20 protein-coding genes are annotated in these 26,765 nt (G+C 60.5%); 15 read left to right on the top strand and 5 right to left on the bottom strand.

Translation table 11 applies throughout. The features are described 5' to 3' along the window. The first annotated feature begins 40 nt into the window (after positions 1 to 40). From J2J98_RS21350 to J2J98_RS21380, 7 genes are all read left to right on the top strand, one after another. A complete protein-coding gene (locus tag J2J98_RS21350; protein WP_207603389.1) occupies positions 41 to 2,149 on the top strand; it encodes a family 10 glycosylhydrolase in 2,109 nt (702 codons plus the stop codon). A gap of 102 nt (positions 2,150 to 2,251) precedes the next feature. Further along, complete coding sequence (locus J2J98_RS21355) at positions 2,252 to 3,238, top strand: ABC transporter permease (protein ID WP_064708263.1); 987 nt, start codon at positions 2,252 to 2,254, stop codon at positions 3,236 to 3,238. Between the two features lie 10 nt (positions 3,239 to 3,248). Then, entirely contained in the window at positions 3,249 to 4,436 is a 1,188-nt protein-coding gene (locus J2J98_RS21360; RefSeq protein ID WP_207603390.1) for an ABC transporter permease, read from the top strand. A gap of 10 nt (positions 4,437 to 4,446) precedes the next feature. Continuing rightward, on the top strand, positions 4,447 to 6,156 hold the full coding sequence (locus J2J98_RS21365) for an ABC transporter ATP-binding protein (protein WP_207603391.1): 1,710 nt from the start codon (positions 4,447 to 4,449) through the stop codon (positions 6,154 to 6,156). Between the two features lie 10 nt (positions 6,157 to 6,166). Continuing rightward, complete coding sequence (gene otnI / locus J2J98_RS21370; protein ID WP_207603392.1) at positions 6,167 to 6,946, top strand: 2-oxo-tetronate isomerase; 780 nt, start codon at positions 6,167 to 6,169, stop codon at positions 6,944 to 6,946. Between the two features lie 7 nt (positions 6,947 to 6,953). Beyond that, positions 6,954 to 7,829 carry a 2-hydroxy-3-oxopropionate reductase gene (locus tag J2J98_RS21375; RefSeq protein WP_207603393.1) on the top strand — a complete coding sequence of 292 codons (876 nt, stop codon included), beginning with the start codon at positions 6,954 to 6,956 and terminating at the stop codon, positions 7,827 to 7,829. A 108-nt stretch (positions 7,830 to 7,937) separates the two neighbouring features. Next, the gene (locus J2J98_RS21380) at positions 7,938 to 10,040 is read left to right on the top strand and encodes a beta-galactosidase (RefSeq protein WP_207603394.1); all 2,103 of its coding nucleotides are present in this window, start codon (positions 7,938 to 7,940) and stop codon (positions 10,038 to 10,040) included. Positions 10,041 to 10,247: 207 nt separating this feature from the next. Here the strand turns inward: J2J98_RS21380 and J2J98_RS21385 are convergent, their stop codons facing one another. The 4 genes from J2J98_RS21385 to J2J98_RS21400 form a co-directional block, all read right to left on the bottom strand. Further along, the gene (locus J2J98_RS21385) at positions 10,248 to 10,916 is read right to left on the bottom strand and encodes a response regulator transcription factor (RefSeq protein ID WP_207603395.1); all 669 of its coding nucleotides are present in this window, start codon (positions 10,914 to 10,916) and stop codon (positions 10,248 to 10,250) included. Positions 10,917 to 10,942: 26 nt separating this feature from the next. Then, complete coding sequence (locus tag J2J98_RS21390; protein WP_246569444.1) at positions 10,943 to 11,311, bottom strand: response regulator transcription factor; 369 nt, start codon at positions 11,309 to 11,311, stop codon at positions 10,943 to 10,945. Between the two features lie 69 nt (positions 11,312 to 11,380). Then, entirely contained in the window at positions 11,381 to 13,264 is a 1,884-nt protein-coding gene (locus tag J2J98_RS21395; RefSeq protein ID WP_246569445.1) for a PAS domain-containing sensor histidine kinase, read from the bottom strand. A 154-nt stretch (positions 13,265 to 13,418) separates the two neighbouring features. After that, positions 13,419 to 14,297, bottom strand: a complete 879-nt coding sequence (locus tag J2J98_RS21400) for a helix-turn-helix transcriptional regulator (protein ID WP_207603398.1) — start codon at positions 14,295 to 14,297, stop codon at positions 13,419 to 13,421. A gap of 431 nt (positions 14,298 to 14,728) precedes the next feature. On the opposite strand from J2J98_RS21400, the gene J2J98_RS21405 reads away from it, so the two are divergent. Continuing rightward, the gene (locus J2J98_RS21405) at positions 14,729 to 15,718 is read left to right on the top strand and encodes an alpha/beta hydrolase (protein WP_207603501.1); all 990 of its coding nucleotides are present in this window, start codon (positions 14,729 to 14,731) and stop codon (positions 15,716 to 15,718) included. Positions 15,719 to 15,768: 50 nt separating this feature from the next. Here the strand turns inward: J2J98_RS21405 and J2J98_RS21410 are convergent, their stop codons facing one another. Further along, a complete protein-coding gene (locus J2J98_RS21410; protein WP_207603399.1) occupies positions 15,769 to 16,671 on the bottom strand; it encodes a LysR family transcriptional regulator in 903 nt (300 codons plus the stop codon). Positions 16,672 to 16,792: 121 nt separating this feature from the next. Between J2J98_RS21410 and J2J98_RS21415 the strand changes: the two genes are divergently transcribed. The 7 genes from J2J98_RS21415 (at position 16,793) to J2J98_RS21445 (ending at position 26,752) form a co-directional block, all read left to right on the top strand. After that, positions 16,793 to 17,530 carry an SDR family oxidoreductase gene (locus J2J98_RS21415; RefSeq protein WP_207603400.1) on the top strand — a complete coding sequence of 246 codons (738 nt, stop codon included), beginning with the start codon at positions 16,793 to 16,795 and terminating at the stop codon, positions 17,528 to 17,530. A 44-nt stretch (positions 17,531 to 17,574) separates the two neighbouring features. After that, on the top strand, positions 17,575 to 18,471 hold the full coding sequence (locus tag J2J98_RS21420; RefSeq protein WP_207603502.1) for an SDR family oxidoreductase: 897 nt from the start codon (positions 17,575 to 17,577) through the stop codon (positions 18,469 to 18,471). 319 nt (positions 18,472 to 18,790) lie between these two features. Then, positions 18,791 to 21,112, top strand: coding sequence for an FdhF/YdeP family oxidoreductase (locus J2J98_RS21425; RefSeq protein ID WP_207603401.1), 2,322 nt, complete (start codon positions 18,791 to 18,793; stop codon positions 21,110 to 21,112). A gap of 495 nt (positions 21,113 to 21,607) precedes the next feature. Further along, entirely contained in the window at positions 21,608 to 22,762 is a 1,155-nt protein-coding gene (locus J2J98_RS21430; protein ID WP_246569446.1) for an HlyD family secretion protein, read from the top strand. Beyond that, a complete protein-coding gene (locus tag J2J98_RS21435) occupies positions 22,759 to 24,360 on the top strand; it encodes an MFS transporter (RefSeq protein WP_207603402.1) in 1,602 nt (533 codons plus the stop codon). Before J2J98_RS21430 ends, J2J98_RS21435 begins: the two co-directional genes overlap by 4 nt. Positions 24,361 to 24,525: 165 nt before the next feature. Further along, complete coding sequence (locus tag J2J98_RS21440) at positions 24,526 to 26,106, top strand: sensor histidine kinase (protein WP_207603403.1); 1,581 nt, start codon at positions 24,526 to 24,528, stop codon at positions 26,104 to 26,106. Continuing rightward, positions 26,099 to 26,752, top strand: coding sequence for a response regulator transcription factor (locus tag J2J98_RS21445; RefSeq protein ID WP_207603404.1), 654 nt, complete (start codon positions 26,099 to 26,101; stop codon positions 26,750 to 26,752). The genes J2J98_RS21440 and J2J98_RS21445 overlap by 8 nt, the downstream gene beginning before the upstream one ends. Positions 26,753 to 26,765: the final 13 nt, after the last annotated feature.

Below are 26,765 nucleotides of genomic sequence, written 5' to 3' on the forward strand. Positions count from 1 at the left end.
GGCGTCACGGTCCCTCGTTGCCAACGGTTGGATGAACACAATGCTCGACGCCAGAAGACAGAACAGCGACACGCTGCGCACCCCGGATTGGTTCAAGACTGCAACACGCTGGACGCAGCTCACCTTCGTGGAGGACGATCCGGAAAAATATGATCCGGCCTTCTGGATCGACGTCTTCAAGCGCACAAAATCGAATGCGGTATGCCTCAGCGCCGGCGGCTATGTCGCCTATTATCCGAGCGCCGTTCCCTATCACTATGTGAGCAAATATCTGGGCGATAAGGACATCTTCGGCGCGCTCGTCGATGCCGCCCGAAAGCTCGACATGCACGTCATGGCCCGTGTCGATCCACATGCGATCCATGACGATGCCGCCAATTCTCACCCGGAATGGGTGATGATCAACGCCGACGGCACGCCCCGTCGCCACTGGGCCTATCCGGATGTTTGGGTCACCAATGCCTATGGCGATTACAACACCGTCTTCATGCCCGAAGTGGTCAAGGAAATCGTCCGCAAATATGACATCGACGCCGTCTTCGCCAATCGCTGGCAGGGCCACGGCGTCGACTATAGTGAAGACAGCGCCCGCCGCTTCAAGGATATGTTCGGTCACGCTCTGCCGAAGAAGCCGGACGCCGAGGATCCAGCCTGGCAGGCCTGGGTGCAATGGCGCCGCCGGGTTCTGACCGACATGATCGCCCAGTGGGACGATGCGGTCAAAGCGATCCGCCCGCATGCGAGCTTCATCCCCAATATGGGCGGCGCCTCGCTGATGGAATTCGACCTTTCTGTCATCGCCAGACATTGCCCCTTCCTCGTCGTCGATCATCAGGGCCGCAAGGGTCTGGAAGTCGGTTGGTCTGCCGGCCGCAACGGCAAGCGCATCCGCGCCACCTTTCCCGACCGTCCCGTCGTACTCATCACCTCGATCGGCCCCGAGGAGGAATATCGCTGGAAGGATGGCGTCACCTCCGGCGAGGAAATGCAGCTCTGGATCAATGACGGTACCGCCCACGGGCTTTACGCTTGGTTCACGAAGTTCAACGGAGTCGTGCCGGACAAACGCTGGGTGGAGCCGGTTGCCGACGCCTTTTCGCTGCAGGCGGCCGTCGAGCCTATTCTCGAAAGCATGAAGCCGACGGCCGAAATCGCCGTGATCGATCCTTCAACGTCACTCCGTCATTGGGCGCCGGAAGAGCGGCACAGCGCCGAAAAACACGACCTCGGCTTCTACCATGCGCTTGTCGAAGCCCGCCTGCCCTTTGAGCTGCTCTCCGACCAGGTTCTGACTGAGGAAAATCTCGATCGTTTCAAGCTGATCGTTCTTGCCAATGCCTCCTGCCTTTCGGATGCCCAGAATGAAGCAATCCGCGCCTATGTGGCGCGAGGCGGCAGCGTCGTTGCGTCCTACGAAACGTCGCTTCGCGATGAATTCGGCAAGAAGCGCAGCGAATTCGGCCTCTCGGATGTGTTCGGCGCCAAACTGGTTTCCGGCCCGCGCGGCATCGTCAAGAACACCTATGTGGCTCTCTCAGGCGATCACCCTGTCAATCAAGGCTATGAGGGTGCCGAGCGCATCATGGGTGGCACCCGCATCATTCACGCAGAGCCGACCGGCAACGCCGCGACCCCATTCCTCTATGTGCCGGATTTTCCGGATCTGCCGATGGAAGAAGTCTATCCGCGTAAGGCACCTGATGGAGCCGCCGTCATCGCCCGCGAAACCGGCAAAGGCGGGCGCACGGTCTATATACCGTGGAATATCGGCGAGATCTTCTGGGAGGTCTTTGCCGTCGATCATGGACGGCTGATTGCCAATGCCGTCCGCTGGGCACTCGGCAAGACACCGCGCATCGAGGTGAAGGGTCCGGGCGTTGTTGACGTGGCGCTGCGCGAAAATGCCGCCGGGATCGCGCTCAGCCTGTTCAATCTCACCAACCCGATGATGATGAAGGGGCCGATCCGGGAAAATTACCCTCTGGCGGGCCAGACGGTTTCGGTCGAAATTCCTGAGGGCAAGTCGATCGCCAAGGCGTGGCTTGTCGTCACCGACCGCGCCGCAAACTTCAGCGTGAGGGATGGACGGGCACAGGTGGAGGTGCCTGACATCGAACGGCTGGAGGTGCTGCACCTCACCTGGAAATGAGGTGTTGCGACAACGAGCGCCTTCGGCCCCAACGGCCGCAGGCGGACGGAGATCCGAAGGAAGCGCCCGGCAGGGCGCTCTCAACGGGAGGAGAAGATTCGGATGCTTGCCTATATCTTCAGGCGCGTGCTCTACATGATCCCGACGCTGATCGGCATGTCGCTGATCTCGTTCCTGATCATCCAGTTGCCGCCGGGCGACTACCTGACGTCGATGATCGCGACGATGAGCGACAGCGGCCAGGCCGTTGATCCCGCGCAGATCGAACGGTTGAAAGAGATCTACGGCTTCGATGACCCCTTCTATATCCAGTATCTCAAATGGATGTGGGGTATTGTCAGCCGAGGCGACTTCGGCTGGTCCTTCGAGTGGAACCAGCCCGTATCCGGCCTCATCTGGGCACGCATGGGCTCGACGCTGGTCATTTCGCTATTGAGCCTGCTTTTCGTCTGGATCGTCGCCTTGCCGATCGGCATCTACTCGGCTGTGCGCCGTCACTCGGTTGGCGACCACGTCTTCACCTTCTTCGGCTTTATCGGTCTTGCCGTACCGAATTTCATTCTGGCGCTGACGCTGATGTACATCGCCTATCGCTATCTCGGCCAAAGTGTCGGCGGTCTCAACTCGCCGGAATATGCAGAAGCGCCGTGGAGCCTCGCCAAAGTCGTCGATTTCCTCGCCCATCTCTGGATCCCGATCATCATCATCGGCGCATCCGGCACAGCTGCGCTAATTCGCATCCTGCGCGCCAATCTGACGGACGAGTTGCACAAGCCCTACGTCATTACCGCTCGTGCCAAGGGATTGCCGGAATATAAGGTGATCATGAGATATCCTGTGCGCATCGCGCTCAACCCCTTCGTCTCGGCGATTGGCTGGGTTCTGCCGCACCTTGTCTCCGGAGTGACGATCACCGCGATCGTCCTCAATCTGCCCACAGCCGGGCCGCTGCTCTTCCGCGCTCTGGTATCACAGGACATGTATCTCGCCGGCAGCTTCATCTTGTTGCTATCGGCTCTCACCCTTGTCGGCATGCTCCTGTCGGACCTCTTGCTTGCGCTGCTCGATCCGCGCATTCGGTTCAACTGAGGAGGTGGCGATGACGCACGAAACCATCGGAACCCATGCCGGGCCCCTCTATGTCGCTGCCGACGGCCCTTCGATAAGCCCGCTGAAACAGGGCAAGACGGTCTCAACGGCAGCTATCGGTCCCTGGCGGTTGATAGCCGGCAAACTCGTCCGCCAGAAAGTGGCGATGGTGGCCGGTTTCATCATCCTGCTCCTCTATCTCATCGGCCTCTTCGCAGAATTCCTGGCGCCTTCGCTGCCCGCAACATCCAAGCCGCAATACACCTACGCGCCGCCGCAGGGTCTGAGCTTCTTCGTCACCAAGCCGGACGGCAGCTCGGAATTCAATTTCCACGTGAAGGGCTACAAGGTGGAGATCGATAAGGTGGCTCTGCGGCGCACATTCGTCGTCGACGACACCAAGGTCGTGCCGGTCGGTTTCTTCGTGAAGGGGCCTGCCTACAAGCTCTGGGGACTGATCCCGATGAACCGCCACTTCATCGGCCCGGTCAATCCGAACGATCCGATGTATCTGCTCGGTGCCGATCGCCTGGGGCGCGACGTCTTCTCGCGGCTGGTCTACGGCACTCGGATTTCCATGTCGATCGGCCTCGTCGGCGTTGCCATGTCGCTGGTGCTCGGCGTCGTGCTTGGCTCAATCTCGGGATTTTACGGCGGCTGGGTCGACACGTTGATCCAGCGGGTCATCGAAGTCATCAGCGCCATGCCGACCATCCCCCTTTGGCTCGGCCTTGCGGCGGCGATCCCGCTTACATGGTCGCCCGTCAACGTCTATTTCGTCATAACCATCATCGTCTCGCTGCTCGGCTGGACCAGCCTTGCGCGTGAGGTGCGGGGACGCTTCCTGGCGCTGCGCAGCGAGGATTTCGTCACGGCCGCCCGCCTGGATGGGTCGAGCGAGGCGCGGCTCATCTTCCGCCACATCCTGCCCTCGCTGACAAGCCACATCCTCGCCGTCGTCACCCTCGCCGTGCCGACGATGATCGTCGCCGAGACCTCGCTCTCCTTCCTCGGCATCGGGCTGAAGCCACCCGTCGTCAGCTGGGGCGTGCTGCTGCAGGATGCCCAGAACATCCGCACGGTCGCGACCGCGCCCTGGCTGCTGGTCTGGCCGTCCCTGGCGGTCATCGTGGCCGTCCTGTCCTTCAACTTCTTCGGCGACGGACTGCGCGATGCAGCCGATCCCTATGACAATTGAGGAGGAAGCCATGACCGCACTTCCTGATGAGGTCGTTCTCTCGGTTGAAGATCTCTCGATCGATTTCCGGCTTCGCACGCACATTCTCCATGCTGTCGAAAATGTCAGCTTTCAGCTGAAACGCGGCCAAACGCTCTGCCTCGTCGGCGAAAGCGGCTCGGGCAAAAGTGTTACGGCCCGTTCTTTGCTGCAGATCGTCGACAAACCGGGCACCATCGTCGGCGGCCGCATCCTGCTGCGCAACGGCAACGAGATCACTGATGTCGCCTCGCTTGCACCCGGCAGTCGCGCCATGCGGGAGATCCGCGGCCGGCGCATCGGCCTCATCTTCCAAGAGCCGATGAGTTCGCTTTCGCCGGTGCACACTATCGGCTCGCAAATCATCGAGGCTATCCGCCTGCACAGCAGTCTGGACAAGAAAGCGGCGCGTGAACGCATGGTCGAACTGCTCCACCAGGTCGAAATCCCCAATCCCGACCGGATGGCGGACCGCTACACGTTCGAATTCTCTGGCGGCATGCGCCAGCGCGCGATGATAGCCATGGCGCTCGCCGGCAATCCCGATATCCTGATCGCCGACGAACCGACGACCGCTCTCGATGTGACGACACAGGCCGAAATCCTAGACCTCATCAAGCGTCTGCAGGTCGAGCGCGGTATGGCGATGCTGCTCATTACCCATGATATGGGCGTGGTTGCCGAAGTGGCCGACGACGTTGCCGTCATGCGCTTCGGTCATATCGTCGAGCGCGGGCCGGTGGATGCAATCTATCACGCCGCCACCCACCCCTATACCCGGCAATTGTTGGCATCGACTGTGAAGCTCACACATCATGTCGAAGGCAAGCTGGCTGTAGTCGCCCTGTCTCCGGAGGCGCCACTGCCGATCCTGTCGGTGCGCCACCTCAGCAAGACATTCGGCTGGCACGGCAAGGCTAACACGCTGCGCGCCGTCGATGACGCCAATTTCGATCTCTATCCTGGCGAAAACCTCGGCATTGTCGGCGAAAGCGGCTCCGGCAAGACGACGCTTGGCCGCCTGATCCTACGTACTGTTGAGCCCACGACCGGCACCGTCCTCTACCGCGGCAAGGATGGCAGCGAGATCGACGTCACCAAGCTCGGGAAGAAGGAGTTGCGCAACTTCCATCGCGAAGTCCGTCTCGTCTTCCAGGATCCGTTCGCCTCGCTCAATCCGCGCATGACCGTCAAGGACGTGATCGGCGACCCGCTGATCGTCAACGGCCTTGCCAAGGGCAAAGCGCTGGAGGACCGGGTGGCTGAACTCATGCGTCTAGTCGGCCTGGATCCGATGGGAATGGAGCGCTATCCGCACGCCTTCTCCGGCGGCCAGCGTCAGCGTATCGGCATCGCCCGCGCCCTTGCACTTGATCCGCGCATCATCATTGCCGATGAAGCGACCTCGGCGCTCGATGTCTCCATTCGCAGCCAAATCCTTGACCTGCTGCTCGATATCCGCCAACGGCTGAACCTGAGCTTCATCTTCATTTCCCACGACATATCCGTCGTCCGCTACTTCTGCGACCGCGTCGCCGTCATGCATCGCGGCAAGATCGTTGAGCTCGGCGAGGCCGAGCAAATCTGCACCGCGCCGCAGGAAGCCTACACCAAGAGCCTGATTTCAGCCGTTCCCAATCCCGACCCCCGCGACAAGCGCATGCTGCATCGGCAGCGTTTCGTCGCCCCGGCCAATGCTTGAAGGTATTCCAGTGCCGAAATTTTCCGCCAACCTTTCCTTCCTCTATCAGGACCTGCCCTTTCTCGACCGCTTCGGCGCTGCCGCCAAAGACGGCTTCCGTGCGCTCGAATATCTCGGCCCCTATGCCGAGCCGAAAGAGAAGGTCGCCGAAGCTCTGCAAGCGAGCGGATTGAAGCAGGCTCTATTCAACGTGCCTTCCGGCGATTGGGCCGCAGGCGAACGCGGCATCGCCTGCCTGCCTGATCGCATCGAGGAATTCCGCAGCGGCGTGTCGTTGGCGCTCGATTATGCTGAGGCGCTCGCCTGCGAGCAGGTGAATGTTATTTCCGGCCTGGTGCCGAGGGGTCCCGATCTGGGAACACTGGAAGAGGTGCTGGTCGAGAATCTGAAATATGCCGCACAGCGTTGCGCCGATGCCGGCATCAAGCTTCTGATCGAGCCGATCAACCTGCGAGACATTCCCGGCTTCTTCCTGTCGACCACCGATCATGCCGAGCGCATCCTCGAAAAGGTCGGCTCCGACAATCTCTACATCCAGTATGATTTCTACCACATGCAGATCATGCAGGGCGACCTGATCCCGACCTTTACCAGGTTGGAGGACAGGATTGCCCATGTGCAAATTGCCGACAATCCAGGCCGCAACGAACCCGGCACGGGCGAGATCAATTACGGCTTCGTCCTCTCCGAACTAGACCGCCTCGGTTACGACGGCTGGGTCGGCTGCGAATACAAGCCGAAGGCCCGTACCAGCGAAGGTCTCGGCTGGATGAACCCCTATCGGAAGTGAGCGTGACATGAATATCGGTTTTATTGGACTGGGCGTCATGGGCCGCCCAATGGCGGAACAGCTGATCCAGGCCGGCCATATGCTGCATCTGAGCCGTGTGAAGGAGGCTTCTCAGCATCTCATCACCAAAGGCGGCAAAGCTGCCCAGAGCGCCAAAGCTGTTGCCGAAGCCTCCGACATCATCATCCTGATGCTGCCGGACACACCCGACGTCGACGCCGTGCTCTTCGGAGAAGGCGGGGTGGCAACAGGCCTTTCGGCCGGCAAGCTCGTCATCGATATGAGCTCGATTTCACCTGTCGCCACCAAGAACTTCGCTAAGCGCATTGAGGCGCTCGGCTGCGATTATCTCGATGCTCCGGTGTCCGGTGGCGAAGTTGGCGCCAAGGCTGCCTCGCTGACGATCATGGCGGGCGGTAAGGAAGCGGCTTTTAAGCGCGCCATGCCGCTCCTCGAAAAGATGGGCAAGAATATTACCCTGGTCGGCGGCGTCGGCGATGGCCAGACCGCCAAGGTTGCCAACCAGATCATCGTCGGACTGACGATCGAAGCCGTCTCCGAAGCCCTGCTTTTCGCCAAGCGTGCCGGCGCCGATCCGGCCAAGGTGCGCGCAGCCCTCATGGGCGGCTTTGCCGCCTCGCGCATTCTCGAAGTCCATGGCGATCGCATGGTCAAAGAGACCTTCGACCCCGGTTTTCGCATCCGCCTGCACCGCAAGGATTTGACGCTTGCGGTTGACGCGGCGCGCGCGCTCGATCTTTCGCTTCCGAATACAGCGGCCACCCAGCAACTGATGAATGCCGCGATCGCCAATGGTGACGGTGAACGCGACCATTCCGCCCTCATCCGCACGCTCGAACTCCTCGCCGGAGGACCGCGCTAGATCAGGACAGCTTAGACCTCACCGGACGACATCTTCGATTGCCTCATGCCGGAGCCTTTCTCCGGGAGGCGAAGCCATGTCCGGACATCGATAGAGAAGGACAGGAAAATGCTCAGAAATGATATCCAATTTCCTTATGGTGCGGTCTATTTCCGCAAGTCCAATCCGCCGCGCGACGATTGGGAACGTGATTACGCGACGGCGGGCGAAGACGGCCTCAATATTTTCCGCCACTGGTTCATGTGGAGCGCGATCGAAGTGGCCCCCGGCGTCTACGACTGGGAGGAATATGATCGCCAGCTCGATCTCGCCGCCAAAAACGGCATCAAGACGGTTATTGCCGAACTCATCCATGCTGTGCCGGACTGGGCGGTGCGCAAATATGCCGATGCGCTGCAGGTGAATGCCGACGGCACCAGGCTCGGCTCTTACATGGGCGTCTCGGCCGCGACCGGCGGCTTTTCCAACAATGGCGGCGGCGCTGGCGCTTTGACGCTGAATTGCCCTGAGGTGAAGCAAGCCGCTGGTAGGTTCCTGACAGCGCTTGCCACCCGCTACAAGGATCATCCGGCTATCTACGGCTACGACGTCTGGAATGAGTGCAACTATTCCGCCGATGTCGATTACAGCAGCTATGCCAAGGCCACCTTCCGCAAATGGCTGGAGAAGAAATACGGCGATCTCAAAGTGCTCGCCCAGGCCTGGCATCGCTACAGCTATGCCGAATGGGAGGATGTCGAGCCGCCGGTCCATATGGCGCCCTATCCCGAATGCATCGACTGGCTGCAGTTCAAGCGCGACAACTTCTATGACCAGATGCAGTGGCGTATCGACACGATCCGCGCCGTCGATCAGAAGAATGTCATCGCCGCGCATGGTATTTCGGGTTCGATCCCGAACATGGCGGCCAATGGCTGTGATGACTGGCTCGCTGCTTCCAAGGTGGAAATCTACGGCTTCACCTGGATTCAGGCCCGCAAGGGCACCGAGCCCTGGAAGACCTGGTACGGCGTCGATATCAACCGCGCTGCCGCCCGTGGCAAGCCCTTCTGGCATGCGGAGCGTCAGGGCGGTCCGCTCTGGCTGCAGCCGCAGGTGATCGGCCGCGATAAGGAAGACGGTCGTGTGGCCGAGCCCGAAGACATCCGCATCTGGAGCATGACCTCCTTTGCCGGCGGCGCTCGCGGCGTTCTGAACTTGCGCTGGCGTCCGCTGCTCGACGGGCCGCTCTTCGGCGCCTTCGGCGCCTATGGCATGGACGGCAGCCGCACGCCGCGCTCCGACATGCAGAGTCTGATGGCGAAATGGGCCAACGATCCAGCGCAGGCAGAACTTTGGGAGGCCAAGCCCGTGCGTGGCGAGGTGGGCATTCTCGTCGTCCGCGAAACGCAGGAATGGGATTACCTGCTGAATTATGACCGCAAGGAAAAACCCTATCCCGAAGCCATGTGGGGCGCTTATCGCGCCTTCCTCGAACAGGGGCTGCAGCCGGATTGGGTCCATATCGACGATATCGACGCTTACGACTTCCTCTATTTCCCCTACCCGATCATGTTCACCGCCGAACAGGCGGCACGCCTGAAAACCTGGGTTGAAAAAGGTGGAACGCTCATTGCCGAAGCCTGCCCGGGCTACTTCGGCGATCGCGGTCATGTCGGTCAGGTGCAGCCCAACCTGGGGCTCGATGAGGTCTTCGGCGTGCGCGAGGAAGACGTCGAATTCATGCCCGACATCGCCAACCGCATCCACTTCAAGTTCGGCGATTTAGCCGTCGATGGCGGCGGTCTGTTGCAATCCTACCGCCTCACCGGCGGCACCGGTCGCGGCTATTTTGACGATGGACGCCTGGCCGTCGTTGAAAGTCGCTATGGCAGGGGTCGCACCCTGCTGATCGGAACCAATCCGTCGGTCGCTCTCTATCGCACAGAGGGCAGATCCAATGCCGCCTTCTTTGCCGGACTTGTGGAATGGAGCGGCCGGACGCGGCATGTGACCTTGTCGAACAGAGCGATCTTCGCTCGCATCCATAAGAGCGAGAGGGCGAGCTTTCTCTGGCTGGTCAATCCGACACGCAAAGCGCAGACAACAACCGTCAGCCTTGCCGAAGGAAAGCTCTCCGGCGGCAAGGCCGCCTGGCCGGCGGAATACGCCTATGATCCAGGCAGCGTCGAGGTGCCGGCTCGGGACGTATTGATCCTGGCGCTCGCCTAGTCAGCGGGCGGGTGCGCGAGCGCAAGGGCGGCGATAATGGGAGCGCCTGCCAGTCGGATTGCAGATCATCGGCCCGCATTTCGCCGATGCTGCGGTGCTGGCTGCGGTTGAGACGTATGCTTCCATGGTCGGGGCGCTGCGGCGTCTGGATGCAGTTGAGGAGAGCAGACGATGGCGCCCGCACCCAAGTAGGCTCGAAACCAAGGCTCAGCCGGCCACTTGCCCGAGCCTTCGGTTGTAACGAGTAGCGTCCTCACGGACCCCAAGAACTTCCGCCAATCGGACGAGATCGGCGACGGAGTCGGCCCTCATCTTTTTGACCATATTACCACGATGTATTTTCACGGTGATTTCACTGATCTCCAGGCGCCCAGCCATCTGCTTGTTCATCAGGCCAGCCGTCACCAGCCCGAAGACCTGGCGCTCGCGCGTCGTCAGGCTCTCGTACCGATCCTGGACGCTCGCGAGCACCGCCATTTCTTGCCGTCGCGCGCTATTGCTCGCCAGAGCCTCGTCGATGGCCATGAGCATTGCGGCCTCGTCGAATGGCTTCATGAGAAAGGTGATCGCGCCAGCCTTCATCCCCCGCACTGTCATCGGCACATCGCCGAAGCCGCTGATGAGTATGATCGGCACGGTGGTTGCGTTCTTCCGGAGTTCTTCCTGAAAATCGAGGCCGTTCGCGCCTCCCAGGTTAATGTCGAGAATGAGGCACTCCGCGGCGTCTACCGTATCGCAAGCGAGGAACTCCTCCGGTCCGGCGAAAGAGCGTACGTTATAGTCCGCCGAACGCAGCAGCATTTCCAGCGAATCCCGGACGTCCACATCGTCGTCGATCACGCAGATCAGGCTTCTGCCGGCGCCATTTTCTACCATCCCTTCGTCCTTCTCAAATGCGCTGGCTACGAGCTGAGCAGCGCTTCCAGCTTCGCGAGGAGTGTCTCCGGATCCGTTGGCTTCGCGACGAACGACGACACTCCCTGCGCCTCCGCCCGCTCACGTACCTCGGCGGTCGGAAACGCCGTCATCAGGATCACTGGGACCTCCCGGCCCCTGCGCCTCAGCTCGCGCTGAAGCTCCAATCCATCCATGCCGGGCATGGTCAGATCGGTTATCAGGCACCGCATCGTGGGGAGGTTCGGCCAGGCGAGCAGATCCTCAGCACTGCCGAACTTGGCGACTTTGATGCCCGCTGCGCGGAAGAAGGTGCCGATACTCTCGCGCACCTCATCATCATCATCGACGACACAGATGACGGCTTCAGGTGACACGCATTGCTCCTCGAGGTCCATTCGGCTTCAAAACTATAAAAAGCCGTTCGGGCCACCACCGAAATCATATCAAGATATAGGTTCTGGCATTTCCACAGCGCGCAGCACGCCGACCGGAAGTGTGAAAGACACCGTTGCACCGAACAGCTCATTATTTGCCGCGCTTATTCGCCCGCCCTGATTTTCGATGATCGAGCGGCAGATCGACAGGCCGATCCCCATGCCGTCCGACTTCGTCGTGAAAAATGGCTCGAAGATTTGCGCTTCAGCGCCCGTCGGAAAGCCTGTGCCGCAATCAATTACAGCCACGCGGATCGTCCGATCGGGCATGACGCTGGTGTCGACGCACAACTCGCGTGACCGATCGTACACCTCACGCATGGAGTGGATGCCGTTCATGAGAAGGTTCACAAGCACCTGCTGCACCTGGACGCGATCGGCGACCACGTCGGGCAGATCGCCCGGCGACCGCCGCCGCAGCGTTACACCATGTGCGCGCGCCTCGCGACGTATCAGATCTATCGCGTCCTCGATGAGCTCAGAGAGATCTATCAAATCTGTTTGCGACGTGGCCTTACGTGCCAGTTTGCGGACCCGATCGACCACGTCCGCGGCTCTCACGGCATTGGAGATCATCTTGTCCACGCAGCGTCCGACGTCATCCAGGTCCGGCTGGGAGTGGTGAAGGAAGCGTTTGGCGGATTTGCCATAGTTTACGATGGCGGCCAACGGCTGATTGACTTCATGCGCGATCGAGGCGGCAAGTTGACCGAGCATGGAGACGCGCCCGGCATGCGCCAACTCAGTGGAAATCTGCTCGTACCTTGCTCGAGCCTCGTTGCGCTCGGTGACATCGAAAGCCATCACAAGGACATGCGACCAATTCTGGCCCCCCGGCAGGAGCGTCACCCGCAGGACTACTTCGGCTATGCGCTTGCCAAAGGTTTGCAGCCGCACTTCGGCCTCCACTAGCGAGTGCCCGGCAGCCAGGGCGACGATGACGTTAGAAAGAGCACTCGCTCCTTCTGGCGTGTAGCGCCCGCACAAGTTGAGACCGATCAGTGCCTCGCGCGCATCGGCTTCGAACAGGTCCACTGCCGCCGGATTGGCGTCGCGGATCACCGCGGCCGCGATGGCCTGATGCGTGATTTCGGGATGACTCTCCAGCCAAGGACCGAGCTGCTGTCCGTCCGGCACACTGTCGAGTGCGATCCGCATGGTTTCCGACCAATCCGACTCCCATGTGGCGAAGCCGGCAGCATCGAAGATCGTGCGGTACTTGCGTTCCGATGCGCGCAACTGCTCGTCGGCCCGGCGCCGCTCGGTCAGGTCGGCACTCGATTCGATCGTGCCGATGAAACGTCCGTCGGGGTCGCGACGTCGCAGCCAACGGCTGGCAAGAACGAGGCGCGTGCCGTCGCGCCTGGTGCGGACAACCTCGCCCGACCACTGGCCCTCGTTCTCCAGAGCTGCGGCAATCTCTTGCGCTGGGAACCGGCATTGAAGCAGTTCGCCGCAGGTGCAGCCAATAGCTGCATCTCGCGACCAGCCATAGAGCTTCTCTGCGCCGTCATTCCAGTAGACGATGATGTCTCTCGAATTGCGGATAATGACCGTGTCGTGCGACAATTCCAGAATGCGCGCCTGCTCCTCGAGTGTGGTCCGAGAGGATCGATCGCGAATTGACAACAGCGTCGTGATCAGAATCGCCACGAGGCTCACGAGGAAGCGCGACACGGCCCCCTCGGACGGGTCGGACAAATGCCCGAAGGCGAAGGCGAGGATGGTGAGCAGGGCCGTCATGAGGCCGCTCGCAATGACGACGCGGCGGCCAAACGGGGCCAAGAGCAGGATCACACCGATGTAGAGAACGGCGATCGCCCCATCGAAGGGCGTGAAGACGTCGATGGCGAATATACTGGCGGTGAGGAGGATTGCGAGCGCGTTCAACACCGCGCTCCGACGCGGTCGGAGCTCATTTGCAACCAGCTCGTGCCCTGCTTTTGTATGCATCCGCGTTTGACGCCTCCGCACACAATTCTAGCCTCGCAAACATCTTCATGTCGCTCGCAAGCTTGCTTTTGGTGTACGCGCAATTGCTCTCGGATCACCAGACGCTCCGGCGGTACTCCGACGGCGAAAGCCCGAACACCCTGCGGAACGCTGTCGCGAAATGCGTCGGGTTCTCGTAACCGCAGCTGAACGCGATCGCCGTTATGCTCTGGCCGGTCGAGGACAGCAGGCGGCGCCCTTCCTCCATGCGGTATCGCGTCAACCGTTGCGAAGGCGTTTCGCCGTAGCGCCGCTTGAATGCACGCAGAAGATGGAACTTGCTGAGGCCAGCTGCCGCCGCGAGCTGGTCCAGAGTGACCTGCCTCTCGAGGCTCTCCCGCAAGTGCCGATCCACGATGATCAGCCGGTGATCGTCGACGGAAGCGTCGGCCAACGGCTGCGTACCTGCATGGAACTGCAGCAGGTGGCTCGCGAGGAAAGTCACGGCTGTCTCGGCATACAGCTCCGATGCTCCGCTCTCTGCCGCATTACGCAGGCCCAGCATAACGCCCGCTACGACAGGATCGGGGCGGAGAAGTTGGTTCGGCAGGCGAACATGCCCGGTTCTCGTTGGATCGAGATGGACGACATCGGCAAGCGTTGCTGAGGAGAGGTGAAGCTGGAGCGTCTGCAGCCCACGCCCCTTATTCCAACGAAGGTGGACCTCTTCGCCGGGGGCAGTCATGCCGATATCGCCAACCCCGTAACGCGAGCGGTGCCACCGGCCGGCATATTGTCCTTCGATTCGGCAGCTTCCCTTCGTCACGAGAACGATAAGCTGGTCGGTGGTGGCCGCAGTCACCAGATCGTCGACCTCCTCCGGCTCGTCATAGGCGCGCAACAGTAGCGACCGCCAACCCTTGCGCCAACTGCACAGGCAAAGCGATCCCTTCAGCCGCTCATGCGCGCTGAGGCTTGTCGACGCAATCGTCACTGTATCTCCTGCAACGGAACCGCGCTCTTCTTGAAATAGGTCTTATAACCTGTTTGCGAACAGAAGCGGCGGCCAAAGCAACAAGTGTCGACGCCCGCCTGCTTCATCTCCTTTCGAAGTCGTCCTGATCATCTGCACCGTTCTGCCCAGGCGATACTATACATAGGTATGAACGAGCCGAATACGCGCGAGAGGCGCATTTTGTTGCTGATGTTTCAATGTCTTACTTGGATCCGTCGCCGAATAACACCTTCGCATGAATTCCGGCCGCCCGACCTCCTGTCCTAGGGTGCCGGACGTCGCCGAGATGTCCGCAAGGCACTTCTCGATGATTGCCGGCTCATACCGGGCATTCTTTGAACTTTGGTGCTGGAGAACAGGACATGAACCGCATTGCGAAGTTTTCAACCCTCTTGATCGGAGCAACGATGATGACCCAGACTGCCTTTGCCCAGGTTGCAGACCCCAATACGGATCCCAACCTCGATCCCACGGTCCGCGCCTTTCTTGGAGAGGCCAACAAGGATCCGAGTCCCTTCTGGGAGCTGCCGCAGCCGCGTCCACAGGACGTGCTGACCGGACTTCAGGATAAGACCCCGGTGGACATGTCGGGCGTGACAACAGTGACACGCACGGTCAGCCAGGACGGGCGCTCCGTCAAGATCTACATCATGAAACCTGACCACGTGGTCGGCAAGCCGGGCGTCCTGCTGTTCATCCACGGCGGCGTATGGATCATCGGCAATTTCGAGAACCACAAGAGGCTGCTGCGTGACCTCGTCGTCGGCTCGGGTCAGGTTGGCGTCTTTGTCGAATATACTCCACTTCCGGCCGCCAAGTTTCCGACTCAGCTCGAGGAGAGTTACGCCGCGCTCGATTGGGTGTCCAAGCACGCCGATGAGTTCGGCGCAGACGGCAGCCGTATTGCGGTCGCCGGCAATTCGGTCGGCGGTAACATGGCGGCCGCTATCTCGCTGATGGCAAAGGATCGTGGCGGTCCGAAGATCAGCTACCAGGCGCTGCTGATCCCCGCGACCGACGCAAGCGTAGACACGACGTCTTATCACGAATTCGCAAGCGGATTCTTCCTTGCGCGCGCCTTCATGAAATATGGCTGGGATCTCTACGCCCCGGACGCCAAGACCCGGGACAACCCCTATGTATCGCCGCTCCGCGCGAGCTATGACGAGTTGAAGGGCCTGCCGCCAGCGCTTGTCGTAACGGCCGAGAACGATCCGCTGCGGGACGAGGGCGAAGCATATGCCCATCGCCTCATGCAATCCGGCGTCGAAGTCTCGGCGGTCCGCTTCGGCGGCACGATCCACGATTTTGTGGCACTCAACGCGCTGCGAAACGTGCCGACCACCATCGATGCGATGAAGCAGATTTCGGACGGCATCCGCAACCATATCGGTCGATAACTGCTGGAGGGGCTGGCGATGGGGTCGGCCCCTCCACCCGCGGGTGGGCTTCAGCCGGTTATTTCCCGGACGAACTCCAGAAATGCCTGCACCTTCGCCGGCACAATGTGAGAGGCATGATGATACGCGTAGAGCGGAAATGTCTCGTCCGACCAATCCGGCAGGAGCGGCACTAGACGTCCCTGTGCGATGATGTCCTTCGCGTAGAGTTCGAGGAGTTGCGCGACGCCGGCTCCGCCGAGGCATGCACCGAGCAGAGACCCGGTGTCATTGACGATCAACGACCCGGTGACCGGGACGGGGACAACCCGCTCGCCCCGCCGGAATTCCCATTCGTAGGGGCGGCCTGTCGCATCATTACGGATCAAAAGGCAGCGGTGTCCGGATCGGAGGTCTCTGGGCTTCTTCGGCTCGCCGTAGCGGGCAATGTACGACGGCGAAGCACATGTCATGACACGCGTTCGCAGCAGCAGCCTGGCTTTCAATGACGAGGTTTCAGGTTCGCCGAACCGCACGGCAATGTCGAAGCCATCGCCAACGAGGTCGCCCATGCGATCGCGAACGCTGACATCGACTGTCAGCTCGGGAAACCCTTGGAGAAACTCGCCTATCCTTGGCGCCAGGAGGTGATGACCGAATGTCCCGTCCACATTGATACGGAGGCGGCCGCGGACCAAGGTGCGACTTCCGCCCGCTCGTACAGCCGCGTCTTCGATCCCGGCCAAAAGAGGAGCAACCGCTTCGTAGAAACTGCGCCCCTCGTCTGTCAGCGAGATTGCCCGCGCCGTGCGATTGAAGATCCGGATGCCGACGCGTTCCTCCAGCCGCGCGACGGCGCGGCTAATTGCCGGCTGTGTCAGCCCCATTGACTCGCCAGCCCGTGCAAAGCTGCCGGCCTCGACCACGGCGGACACCACACCGATACCGCTGAGCAAACGACTGTCGAATTTCATTGAGCCATACTTTTCGTCATTCTTGTACTGACACCTATGTATTATTTTAATGGAAGGCAATCTCTTAGATATCTCCTGAAGCCACCGAGACCGATCGGCGGCATGAAAACAGGAGAATAACATGAGCAAGAATGACAAGGTTGCGCTGATCACGGGTTCGTCACGCGGGATCGGCGCAGAGATCGCGTCGCGTTTGGCGGCAGATGGCTTCAAGGTGGTCGTGAACTACGCCGGAAACGCAGGTCCGGCGCATGGGGTGGCCGACAGGATCAAGGCAGCCGGCGGCGAGGTGATCGTCGTGCAGGCCGATGTCGCCGACCCCGCGGCAGTTGTCGGCATGTTCGATGCCGTCGAACAGGCGTATGGCGGACTTGACGTGGTGGTCAATTCCGCTGGCGTGCTGAAGCTCGCCAAGATCACCGAGTACGATGACGCGACCTTCGACCATTGCATGGCGATCAACGTCAAGGGCACGTTCAACGTTTGCCGTGAGGCGGCAAAGCGCCTGCGCAAGGGCGGCCGTATCATCAATCTTTCGACCAGCGTCATCGGTATGCGGATGCCGACCTACGGCGTCTATGTGGCTACCAAGGCGGCTGTTGAAGCCTTGACCCAGGTTCTCGCTCAGGAAATGCGCGGCCGTGAAATTACGGTGAACGCCGTCGCCCCCGGCCCCGTCGCGACCGAACTGTTTCTGGAGGGCAAAACCCCGGAACTCATCGATCGCATCGCGAAGCTTAACCCGCTGGAGCGCCTCGGCCAGACCAACGACATTGCTCCCTTGGTCTCCTTCATCGCTGGCCCAGAAGGCGGCTGGATCAACGGTCAGGTCGTGCGTGCTAACGGAGGCATGTGCTGAACAAACCGTTCAGCCTGTCTCGTGCTAATCGTCAGGAGATTACAATGAAGGAAGTCATTCTCGTTACTGGCGCCTCAAGCGGCTTCGGCCTGCTCTCCGCCCAGTCCCTCGCGAGAGCGGGCCACACGGTCTATGCCTCGATGCGTGAAACGAGCGGCCGCAATGCGCCTCAAGTCGCCGCCGTAAATAGTTGGGCCAAAGAGCATGGTGTCGAACTTCGCACTGTTGAACTGGACGTCAGCGATGATGCTTCAGTGATGTCCGGAGTAGAGACGGTGGTGGCCCAAACCGGTCGCATCGACGTCATCGTCCACAATGCCGGCCATATGGTGTTCGGCCCGGCAGAGGCGTTCACACCCGAACAATATGCACAACTCTATGACATCAACGTGCTGTCCACACAACGCGTTAACCGGGCAGCGCTTCCGCACCTTCGCGAACAGGGACGTGGGCTGCTGGTTTGGGTGTCATCTTCTTCGGCCCGGGGCGGCACACCACCTTTCCTCGCGCCATATTTCGCGGCCAAGGCCGCGATGGACAGCCTTGCCGTTTCTTATGCGGCCGAGGTCGCTCGCTGGGGGATCGAGACTTCGATCGTAGTGCCGGGCGCCTTCACCAAGGGCACCAACCACTTCGCACATGCCGGCTCGCCAGCCGACACGGTGGTGGCGGCAGCCTATGAGAGCGGCCCTTATGCCGGGGTTGCCGATCAGGCGCTGAAGGGCCTCGCCGCGCTCGAGCCGGCTGACGCGGACGCCGGTGCGGTCGCGGTAGCGATCGCTGACCTGGTTAATCTTCCCTTTGGGCGTCGGCCGTACCGCGTCTTCATAGACCCGTCGCAAGACGGCGCCGAGGAGGTTTTCCGCATCGGTGACCGCGTCCGTCGCGAAATGTTCCGGAACATCGGCCTGAAGGACCTTTTGGCCCCGCGGCAGAGTTGAGACGGCATGGATTGCCCGGCTCATCATTCCGGAAGACTTCCGTTATGCAAAGTGCCCGACTCCGTCGTCGCCACCCAATTACGTGGCAATTCGAGCCGCCGACCATGAGACACCCGGAAGGACCGCGCCGCGTCAAACAGCCGCTCGCGGTCCTCCATGGACGCCTCGCGTGGCTGACGGGACCGTTTTGCGGGCGTCGACCGCCGCACCGACCTATCCCTGTGTACAATGTCGCCCGGCTGCGGTCGCGGCTATTGTGCCAAGGGTTGGCCTGGGCCTGCCCCGATTTAGATCTAAAAAGCCTCGAGGAACTGCTGATATGAAGGATAACCGTCCGGAAGGCATCGAGCAGTACGATCATCCAGCAGGCGGATGGGACGCGTTGAAAGCCGTCGCCAGGACACTTGCGGATCAGCGGGTCGTCGCGCAAGGAACGATGACGCTGCTCAAGGCGAACCAGCCGGAGGGTTTCGATTGTCCCGGCTGCGCCTGGCCGGATCCCAAGCACACTTCATCGTTCGAGTTCTGCGAGAACGGCGCGAAAGCCATTACCTGGGAGTCGACCGCCAAACGATCCGGACCGGAGTTCTTCGCCAAGCATAGCCTCTCGGAGCTTTGGGGCTGGACGGACCATAAGCTGGAAGATGCCGGCCGCCTGACCCTCCCCCTGCGCTACGACAGCAGCAGCGATCGCTATGAGCCGATCGGATGGGACGAGGCTTTCAGGTTGGTTGCGCAGGAACTGAATAAACTCGATCGGCCGGATCAGGCGGAATTCTACACCTCCGGCCGTGCCTCCAACGAAGCCGCCTTCCTCTACCAGCTTTTCGTGCGCGCCTATGGGACCAATAACTTCCCTGACTGCTCGAATATGTGCCACGAAGCGACCAGCGTCGGTCTGCCGAAATCGATCGGAGTCGGCAAGGGCACCGTCACGCTGGAAGACTTTGATTACGCGGATGCGATCTTCAGCTTCGGCCACAATCCCGGTACGAACCATCCCCGCATGATGACTACGCTCCACAATGCTGCCCGGCGAGGCATTCCGATTGTAGTATTCAATCCTTTGAAGGAACGGGCATTGGAACGATTTGCGGCACCGCAGGACCCGGTGGAGATGGCGACGTTGTCCTCTAGGCCAATCGCATCCGCCTATTACCAGGTCCGCGCCGGCGGCGACCTGGCAGCGCTCAAGGGCATTATGAAGGCCGTGCTCGAATTGGATGCGGTGGACCGGGACGCCGGTGGACCGGGATTTCTCGACCGCGTCTTCATCGAAGAACATACCGCCGGGTTCGAGATGCTGCGATCAGATGTCGAGAACACGCCGTGGGAGAGGATCGTTGCAATCAGCGGCCTTGCCAGGGAAGCTATCGAAAGCGCTGCCCGGCTTTATGCAAATGCCAGGAATGTCATCGTCTGCTACGGCATGGGGATAACGCAGCACACCAAGGGCACCAGCAATGTACAGCAGATCGCCAATCTGTTGATGCTGCGCGGCAACATAGGCAAGCGGGGCGCCGGAATCGCGCCGATCCGCGGCCATTCCAACGTGCAAGGCGACAGGACGGTGGGAATTACGGAGATTCCGAACAAGGCGCTGCTTGACGGGATGGAGCGTGCGTTCGGGTTCCGCCCACCCGGTAAGAAGGGCCATAATGCCGTAGAGGCGATTGAGGCTATCGCCGCGGGCAGATCCAAGGCGCTCGTGTGTCTCGGCGGCAATCTCGCCGTGGCCATGTCCGATCCCGACGTGACCTTCGAGGCCATGCGCAAGCTCGATCTCGTCGTCCACATTGCGACAAAGCTCAACCGGTCACATCTCCTCACCGCGAAGACATCGATAATCCTGCCTTGCCTCGGCCGTACCGATCTGGACATGCAGGCAACGGGCCCGCAGGCAGTGACGGTGGAGGATTCCATGTCCATGGTTCACGCTTCGCGGGGTTTCCTGAGGCCGCCGGGGGAAATGCTGAAATCGGAACCGGCGATCATAGCCGGCATTGCCAAGGCAACGCTTGGCGACCGCTATGCGATAGACTGGGACTGGCTTGTCGGCGACTATGACCGCATTCGCGACAAGATAGAGGAGGTCTTTCCCGATTTCGGCGATTTCAATAGACGCGTGCGCGTGCGCGGCGGTTTTCGCCTCGACGTCGCGGCCTCGTTTCGCCGCTGGAATACTGAAAACGGCAAAGCCAACTTCCTCGTCGCGGCCGGTCTCGATGAGGACCCCCTCCTCGACAACCCCGACGCACTCGTCCTCACCACCATCCGCAGCCATGATCAGTATAATACAACGGTCTACGGTCTCGACGATCGCTATCGCGGAGTGTTCGGCCGACGCGACGTCATCTTCATGAACAGGGATGATCTGGCCAGGCGCGGCCTCAATGACGGCGATCGTATCGATGTATGCGGACTTGCGGGGCAAGGCGAAAGGCAATGCGTCGTGCGGGGCTTTACCGCGGTTGCCTACGATATACCGAGTGGTTCTGCAGCTGGGTATTACCCGGAGATGAACGCTGTCGTGGCGCTCGGCCACTACGACCGTCTTTCGGGCACGCCGTCCTATAAGGGTGTGCCGGTCACGATATCGGCCGCCGGCAGGCCGGGGGTAGAGACCGCCTCTGTCGGTTGATTCCGGCGCGGCTCCAGCTGAATCAGACACGGTCATACAGCCACCGAGCGGTGCCCCTTTTTGCATCAGCTACCCCGCGCCTCCGACCCATGCTCCTGGCGCGCGCCCAAAACGCCTTACCCGACCGCTGCCGCGCCTACACCTAGGTATGATTCACCTGAGACGGCCGCGGGTTTATCGTTTCAAATACAGGCTACGGGCAACCGATCAGATGCGGGGATATCGGTATGTACAAAGGTTCGATCAAGCACTTTGCAGGGCCGGGTTGCCGCATGTCTCCTGCAATGCTCACCGCCGTTATAACACTCCCGGCCCGGTGCGCCACCGGCAGCATGGATGCCGGAGCAATGCCCGTTCTCGGCAGGGCTCTGCTCACCAAGCTGCTGAGCTTTTCCGCTCTCTTGGCGCTCGCGTACTGCAGCGGGAATGTTTCCAGCTCAGCACCCGCACTTGTGCGTCTGAGTGTTCGCAACCTTGAAATGACGTGAGGCAACAATGGACGGCCAACCCAATCCGGTTTTAATGCCCGTTCCCTCGCGTCCTGAGGACGACGAAGGCGCACGAGCCAAGCGCTCCACCGCTTCCGAAGCTTCGCCCGTGACCGCGGGAGCCTTCAGGCGTCTTGCCGTTCCGCTTGTTGCCGTCGCAGCCGTGAGCGCAGCCGTTGCTTGGGCCATGATGGACTGGAACAGTTGGACCGCAGGCGCCGACCGTCAGATGACCGACGATGCCGTTATCAGTGCCGATGTCTCGACCTTGAGCGCCCAAATAAGCGGAATGATCAAAAGCACCCCGGTTGCAGACTATCAAAGAGTGACGAAGGGGCAGGTGGTGGCCGAGATCGATCCACGCGAATACGACGCCGCCGTCGAAGCGGCTAGCGCCAATCTCGCCTCCGCTCAGGCCTCCCTGTCAAATCTCGCCAATCAGATCGAATTGCAGATGGCGGTCGTGCGCGCAGCAGAAGCGCAAAATGCCTCAGCTCTCGCGCAGCAGACGCAGACGGAACAAGAGTTCCAGCGGCAGAAGCAACTCGGCGAGGCGACGTCCCAGCATGAACTTCAGCAAGCTCAGGCGGCCTATCTGCAGGCCGAAGCTGCCGTGAATTCCACTGCCGCGGCGATCGAGCAGCAGAAGGCGCAGCTGAAGGTACTACAGGGGCAGGAGCCGCTTTTGCAGGCCGAGGTCAGGGCGGCCCAGGCAAACCTTGATACCGCGCAGGTCCGCCAGAGTTACACGCGTATCCTTGCTCCTTTCGACGGTGTTCTTGGCCGCAAGCTTGTCCACGAGGGCGATGTCGTCGGTGCAGGCGCCGGCATCGTTGCCGAAATTCCCCTGCCGAATGTCTATGTGACGGCAAATTTCAAAGAGACGCAGCTTGCCCGCATGAAGCCGGGTCAAAGGGCCGATATCACCGTCGACACATTCCCCGGACAGGTGCTGCACGGCAAGGTCGCCGATCTTTCCCCGGCCAGCGGGGCGGTCTTCGCGCTCCTGCCGCCCGACAATGCGACTGGGAACTATACTAAAGTCGTCCAGCGCATCCCTGTCAGAATAGACTTCGACGCCGACCAGCCGCTGATCGGCCAGATGCGGCCGGGAATGTCTGTCATCGTCACCATCGATACTCCGGCGGGGGGCGATCGGTGAGCCAGCTTTTGCTCGTCTTCGGGCCGCTTACCAGCGGCAGGACCACAAGCCGCCCCTATCTCATCGTCTCAGCGCTGCTCCTGGCATCCTTCGTCGTCGGTTTCGACACGCGAGTCTTCGCGGTCGGCCTGCCGGATATACGTGGCGCGTATTCGCTCGGCGCCGACGAAGCGTCCTGGCTCAGCACAATCGCCAATGCGCCGCAAATCCTGATCGCCTCGGCAGTCGCCTGGCTTGTCACCGTGTTCGGCATCCGCCGCGTCATGATCCCTTCCGCCCTCGCCTATGCGGCCATTTCCTTTACGATCCCCGAGGTCACCGGCGGCACGTCGCTCTTTATCCTCCACGCCTGCAGGGGCCTTCTGCTCGGGGTGTTCATTCCCGCGACGCTGATGGCAATCTTCCGAAATCTCCCGACGAAGTATTGGCTGATCGGCATCGCCCTTTACGCGCTGCGAGTTCCGCTGTCGCAAAGCCTTGGTTTCGTGCTGGTCGGCATTTACGGCGACTATCTTGGCTGGCAGTGGCTCTATTGGCAGGATGTGATCGTTGCTCCGATCATCGCACTTCTATTGATCGTAGCTGCACCCAGGGAAGACACCAACATTGGCCTGCTCGAAAAGGCCGATTGGGGCGGAATGCTGTTGCTGGGATCATCCATGACGCTGCTTTATATAGGGCTAGACCAGGGCAACCGGCTCGACTGGTTCCAGTCCGGCGTTGTAACCTCGCTTCTGGCAGGCGGTGCCGTTCTTGCAGCCTGCTTCTTCATCAACGAAAGCCTTGTCGAGCGACCCTGGGCGCATGCAAGCGTCATCCTTTCGCGCAACATCGGTATCGGTTACGCCGTCATCATCTGTTTCAGCCTTTGCAGCGTCGGCGGTTCAATAGCCGTTCCTGGCTTCTTGCAGAATGTCGGCGGTCTGAGGCCGGTCGCGATCTCGTATCTTTACTTCATCGCCGCTGTCATACCGGTATTTCTATTCACGGGCGTAGCCGTCGTGTTCCAGCGGCGGGTTGATGCCAGGCTTTGCATCATCATCGGTCTTTCCATGATGGGGGTCGGGGCGCTCTTCGGATCGCAACTGACCAATGTGTGGTCACCGTCTAACTTCTTGCTTACTGTGCTATTTTACACCGCCGGCCAGTCGTTCGCCTTTTTCTCGACCGTCGTTTACCTCATCGCCAATTCCGACCCCGCGCGCTCGACAGCGGTATCGGCCTACATCCAGGTCATCAGACTTGGCAGCGTTGAGCTGGCAACCAGCCTTATGACAACCTGGCTGCGACAAAGGGAGCAGTTCCATTCGAACGTTCTGGGACATCGGATCACTGCCGCCTCGCCTGAACTGCACGCATGGTCCGCAAAAGTGGCGACACTTCTCGATAATTCCGCCCGGAGCGGCCTGGAGGTGCTGTCGGTAGCGGCGACGCAAATCCGTGCTCAGGCTTACGTGTTGGCCTATGCCGATATCCTCATGTTGTCCTTCTGGTCGGCCGTCGCTGGGCTGGCACTGGTGTCCCTGATGGGAGCGATGCCTTTTGGGCCGCTGCACCCAGATTTCACGCATGAACAATCGTCACGGCGCCCGCGGTGATAGCCGCGCTTTCGAGCTGTAGCTCTTATCATGGGAACTGATTCTGCGAGACAAAAGCGCTAGAAACACGGTACCGTCGAGCTGCCGCGAACAGGCCAAAGCTAAGTACAGGTTCGGATTCGCATTGAAAACGGTACCGTCGCGGAAAGTCGTTTTGGGGGAATAATGTCGATCGCGTCAAGGATGTTTCGCCCTCGCGAGATGCAAAGCGGAAGGCACCATCTGTTATTTCCAGTGCTGGCCGCAGCGCTCGCCGCGGCAGTATTCTATGTCGACACCTATACAGATCTAGAAAGCGCGATTGCGGTGATTTACGTGGTGACGATGCTTCTCGCCGCCCAGGCAGTCACCCGTCTCGGGTTGCTCGCGATTGCCGCGACATGCGCAGCGATGACGCTGCTGTCTTATGCCGTTACCCACGGGCATGATGGCGATCTGCAGTCAACCATCCGCCTCATTGTCGCCCTTGCTGCGCTGGTCGTTACGACCATGCTGCTGCTGAAAACCGAGTCCGCTCGGCTGACACTGCTTTCCATCAATGATGCCCTGAAGGAGAGCGAGGCGCGGTATCGTTCCATCTTCGACCGGACCCGCGTAGCCCTGTGGGAAAGAGATTATTCGAGACTTCATGCCAAGTTGATGAACCTGAAGCAGCAAGGTGTCGTCAACATCAAGGAATACGCGCGCGAAAATCCGGGTTTTACAGACAATTGCATCGACCTTATCAAGGTCGTCGCATCCAATGAAGCGGCAAGGGAGCTGCTCGGACCCCAGTCCTCCGCGATAGGTGAGCTGAAGCCATCGATCATTGCGGCTAAGGAGAAGTTTTTGGACGTGATGCAGGCAATCATGAACGATGAACGCATGTTCGAAGACAAGGTCGAATTGCGCACCGACAGCAACGAAGACAAGCTTGCCCTGCTGAGCATCAGCTTTCCAAAGGAACCAGCCGCTTTCAACAGGGTCATCGTGAGCATGGTCGACGTCACCCAGCGCGAACTCGCCGCGAAAGCGCTCGCGGATGCGCAGGCAGAACTGACGAGAGCGTCGAAAGCCGCCGCCGTCGGCGCCATGTCCGCCTCGCTCGCCCATGAATTGAACCAGCCGCTCGGCGCGATCATCGTCAATGCGCAGACACTGCTTCGCTGGCTTAGCCGGGAGCCCCCCGACCTTCCGGCTGCACGCCGCTCGGCCGAAAGGATGATCCGAGACAGCCAGCGTGCCAGCGACATCATCCAGAATACGAGAAGCCTGCTGGCCCAATCCAAAGGCCGGGTCGAGACGATTGGGCTTGACGACCTCGTCGACGAGACGCTGATCCTCATGGAGCACGAACTTCAACGAAGCGGCACGACAGTTCGGGTCGAAAGAGAGGACACGCCTCCTTTAAGAGCTGTGAAGATCGAGCTACAGCAGGTGTTGATCAATCTCATCACCAATGCCATCCAGGCGATGGACAGCGCTGGCATTCGGGAGCGCTTCATCACTGTGCGCATAGCGGTACAGGATAGGGAGCATATCCGCGTGACCGTGCGCGACAGTGGGCCCGGCATAGCAGCGGATGCAAAGGATAAACTGTTTGCACCGTTCTTCACGACGAAGGCGGCAGGCATGGGAATGGGGCTCTCCATCTGCCGCACGACCCTTGAGGCTCGCGGCGGAAGGCTTGATGGCGGCAACCATCCGGATGGTGGAGCGGTCTTTGAAATGTCGCTGCCGATCAGACCGGAGATGGAATATGCCTGACATGCGCAAAGCCAAGGAACCTTCCGCTCCCGTGGTTTTCATCGTTGATGACGATGTGTCGATGAGAGAGGCGCTGACCGATCTGTTCCGCTCTATGAAATTCGATATCGAGGCTTTCGAGAGCACGGCCACCTTTCTGGAGAAAGCCGATCTGAGCCGGCCCGGCTGTATCCTCCTCGACGTTCGGCTGCCTGGAGTCAGCGGCCTCGATTTCCAGGTGCAGCTCGAGAGCATCGGCAGCAAGATGCCTGTCGTCTTCATGACGGGCTTCGGCGACATTCCGATGAGCGTTCGGGCGATGAAGGCAGGCGCCGTCGACTTCCTCACCAAGCCGTTCAAGGAGCAGGACATTCTGGACGCCGTGTCGACCGCCATGGAACGCGACGCGCAGCGGCGTCGACAGATTGCACAGAGCGCGGCTGTCGTCTCGCTTGCCGAAACCCTAACCCCACGCGAACGCGAGGTCATGGATGCTGTTGTCAGGGGGCTGATGAACAAGCAGATCGCCTTCGAACTCGGCATAAGCGAGGTAACGGTGAAACTGCATCGCGGCAACGTCATGCGCAAGATGGAAGTCCGATCGGTTGCCGATCTGGTGAGAAAAGCGGAAGTGCTGGGTGCACGCGAGAGGCCAACTGTATCTTAGTATGGTATCTTTC

The sequence above is a fragment of the Rhizobium bangladeshense genome, assembly GCF_017357245.1.
Lineage (GTDB): Bacteria > Pseudomonadota > Alphaproteobacteria > Rhizobiales > Rhizobiaceae > Rhizobium > Rhizobium bangladeshense.

Coding starts and splice junctions, on each gene's coding strand:
- J2J98_RS21360 (WP_207603390.1), top strand. CDS start 3,249: ATGACGCACGAAACCATCGGAACCCATGCCGGGCCCCTCTATGTCGCT.
- J2J98_RS21405 (WP_207603501.1), top strand. CDS start 14,729: ATGACCCAGACTGCCTTTGCCCAGGTTGCAGACCCCAATACGGATCCC.
- J2J98_RS21355 (WP_064708263.1), top strand. CDS start 2,252: ATGCTTGCCTATATCTTCAGGCGCGTGCTCTACATGATCCCGACGCTG.
- J2J98_RS21440 (WP_207603403.1), top strand. CDS start 24,526: ATGTCGATCGCGTCAAGGATGTTTCGCCCTCGCGAGATGCAAAGCGGA.
- J2J98_RS21415 (WP_207603400.1), top strand. CDS start 16,793: ATGAGCAAGAATGACAAGGTTGCGCTGATCACGGGTTCGTCACGCGGG.
- J2J98_RS21420 (WP_207603502.1), top strand. CDS start 17,575: ATGAAGGAAGTCATTCTCGTTACTGGCGCCTCAAGCGGCTTCGGCCTG.
- J2J98_RS21445 (WP_207603404.1), top strand. CDS start 26,099: ATGCCTGACATGCGCAAAGCCAAGGAACCTTCCGCTCCCGTGGTTTTC.
- J2J98_RS21375 (WP_207603393.1), top strand. CDS start 6,954: ATGAATATCGGTTTTATTGGACTGGGCGTCATGGGCCGCCCAATGGCG.
- J2J98_RS21365 (WP_207603391.1), top strand. CDS start 4,447: ATGACCGCACTTCCTGATGAGGTCGTTCTCTCGGTTGAAGATCTCTCG.
- J2J98_RS21430 (WP_246569446.1), top strand. CDS start 21,608: ATGGACGGCCAACCCAATCCGGTTTTAATGCCCGTTCCCTCGCGTCCT.
- J2J98_RS21385 (WP_207603395.1), bottom strand. CDS start 10,916: ATGGTAGAAAATGGCGCCGGCAGAAGCCTGATCTGCGTGATCGACGAC.
- J2J98_RS21410 (WP_207603399.1), bottom strand. CDS start 16,671: ATGAAATTCGACAGTCGTTTGCTCAGCGGTATCGGTGTGGTGTCCGCC.
- J2J98_RS21350 (WP_207603389.1), top strand. CDS start 41: ATGCTCGACGCCAGAAGACAGAACAGCGACACGCTGCGCACCCCGGAT.
- J2J98_RS21380 (WP_207603394.1), top strand. CDS start 7,938: ATGCTCAGAAATGATATCCAATTTCCTTATGGTGCGGTCTATTTCCGC.
- J2J98_RS21425 (WP_207603401.1), top strand. CDS start 18,791: ATGAAGGATAACCGTCCGGAAGGCATCGAGCAGTACGATCATCCAGCA.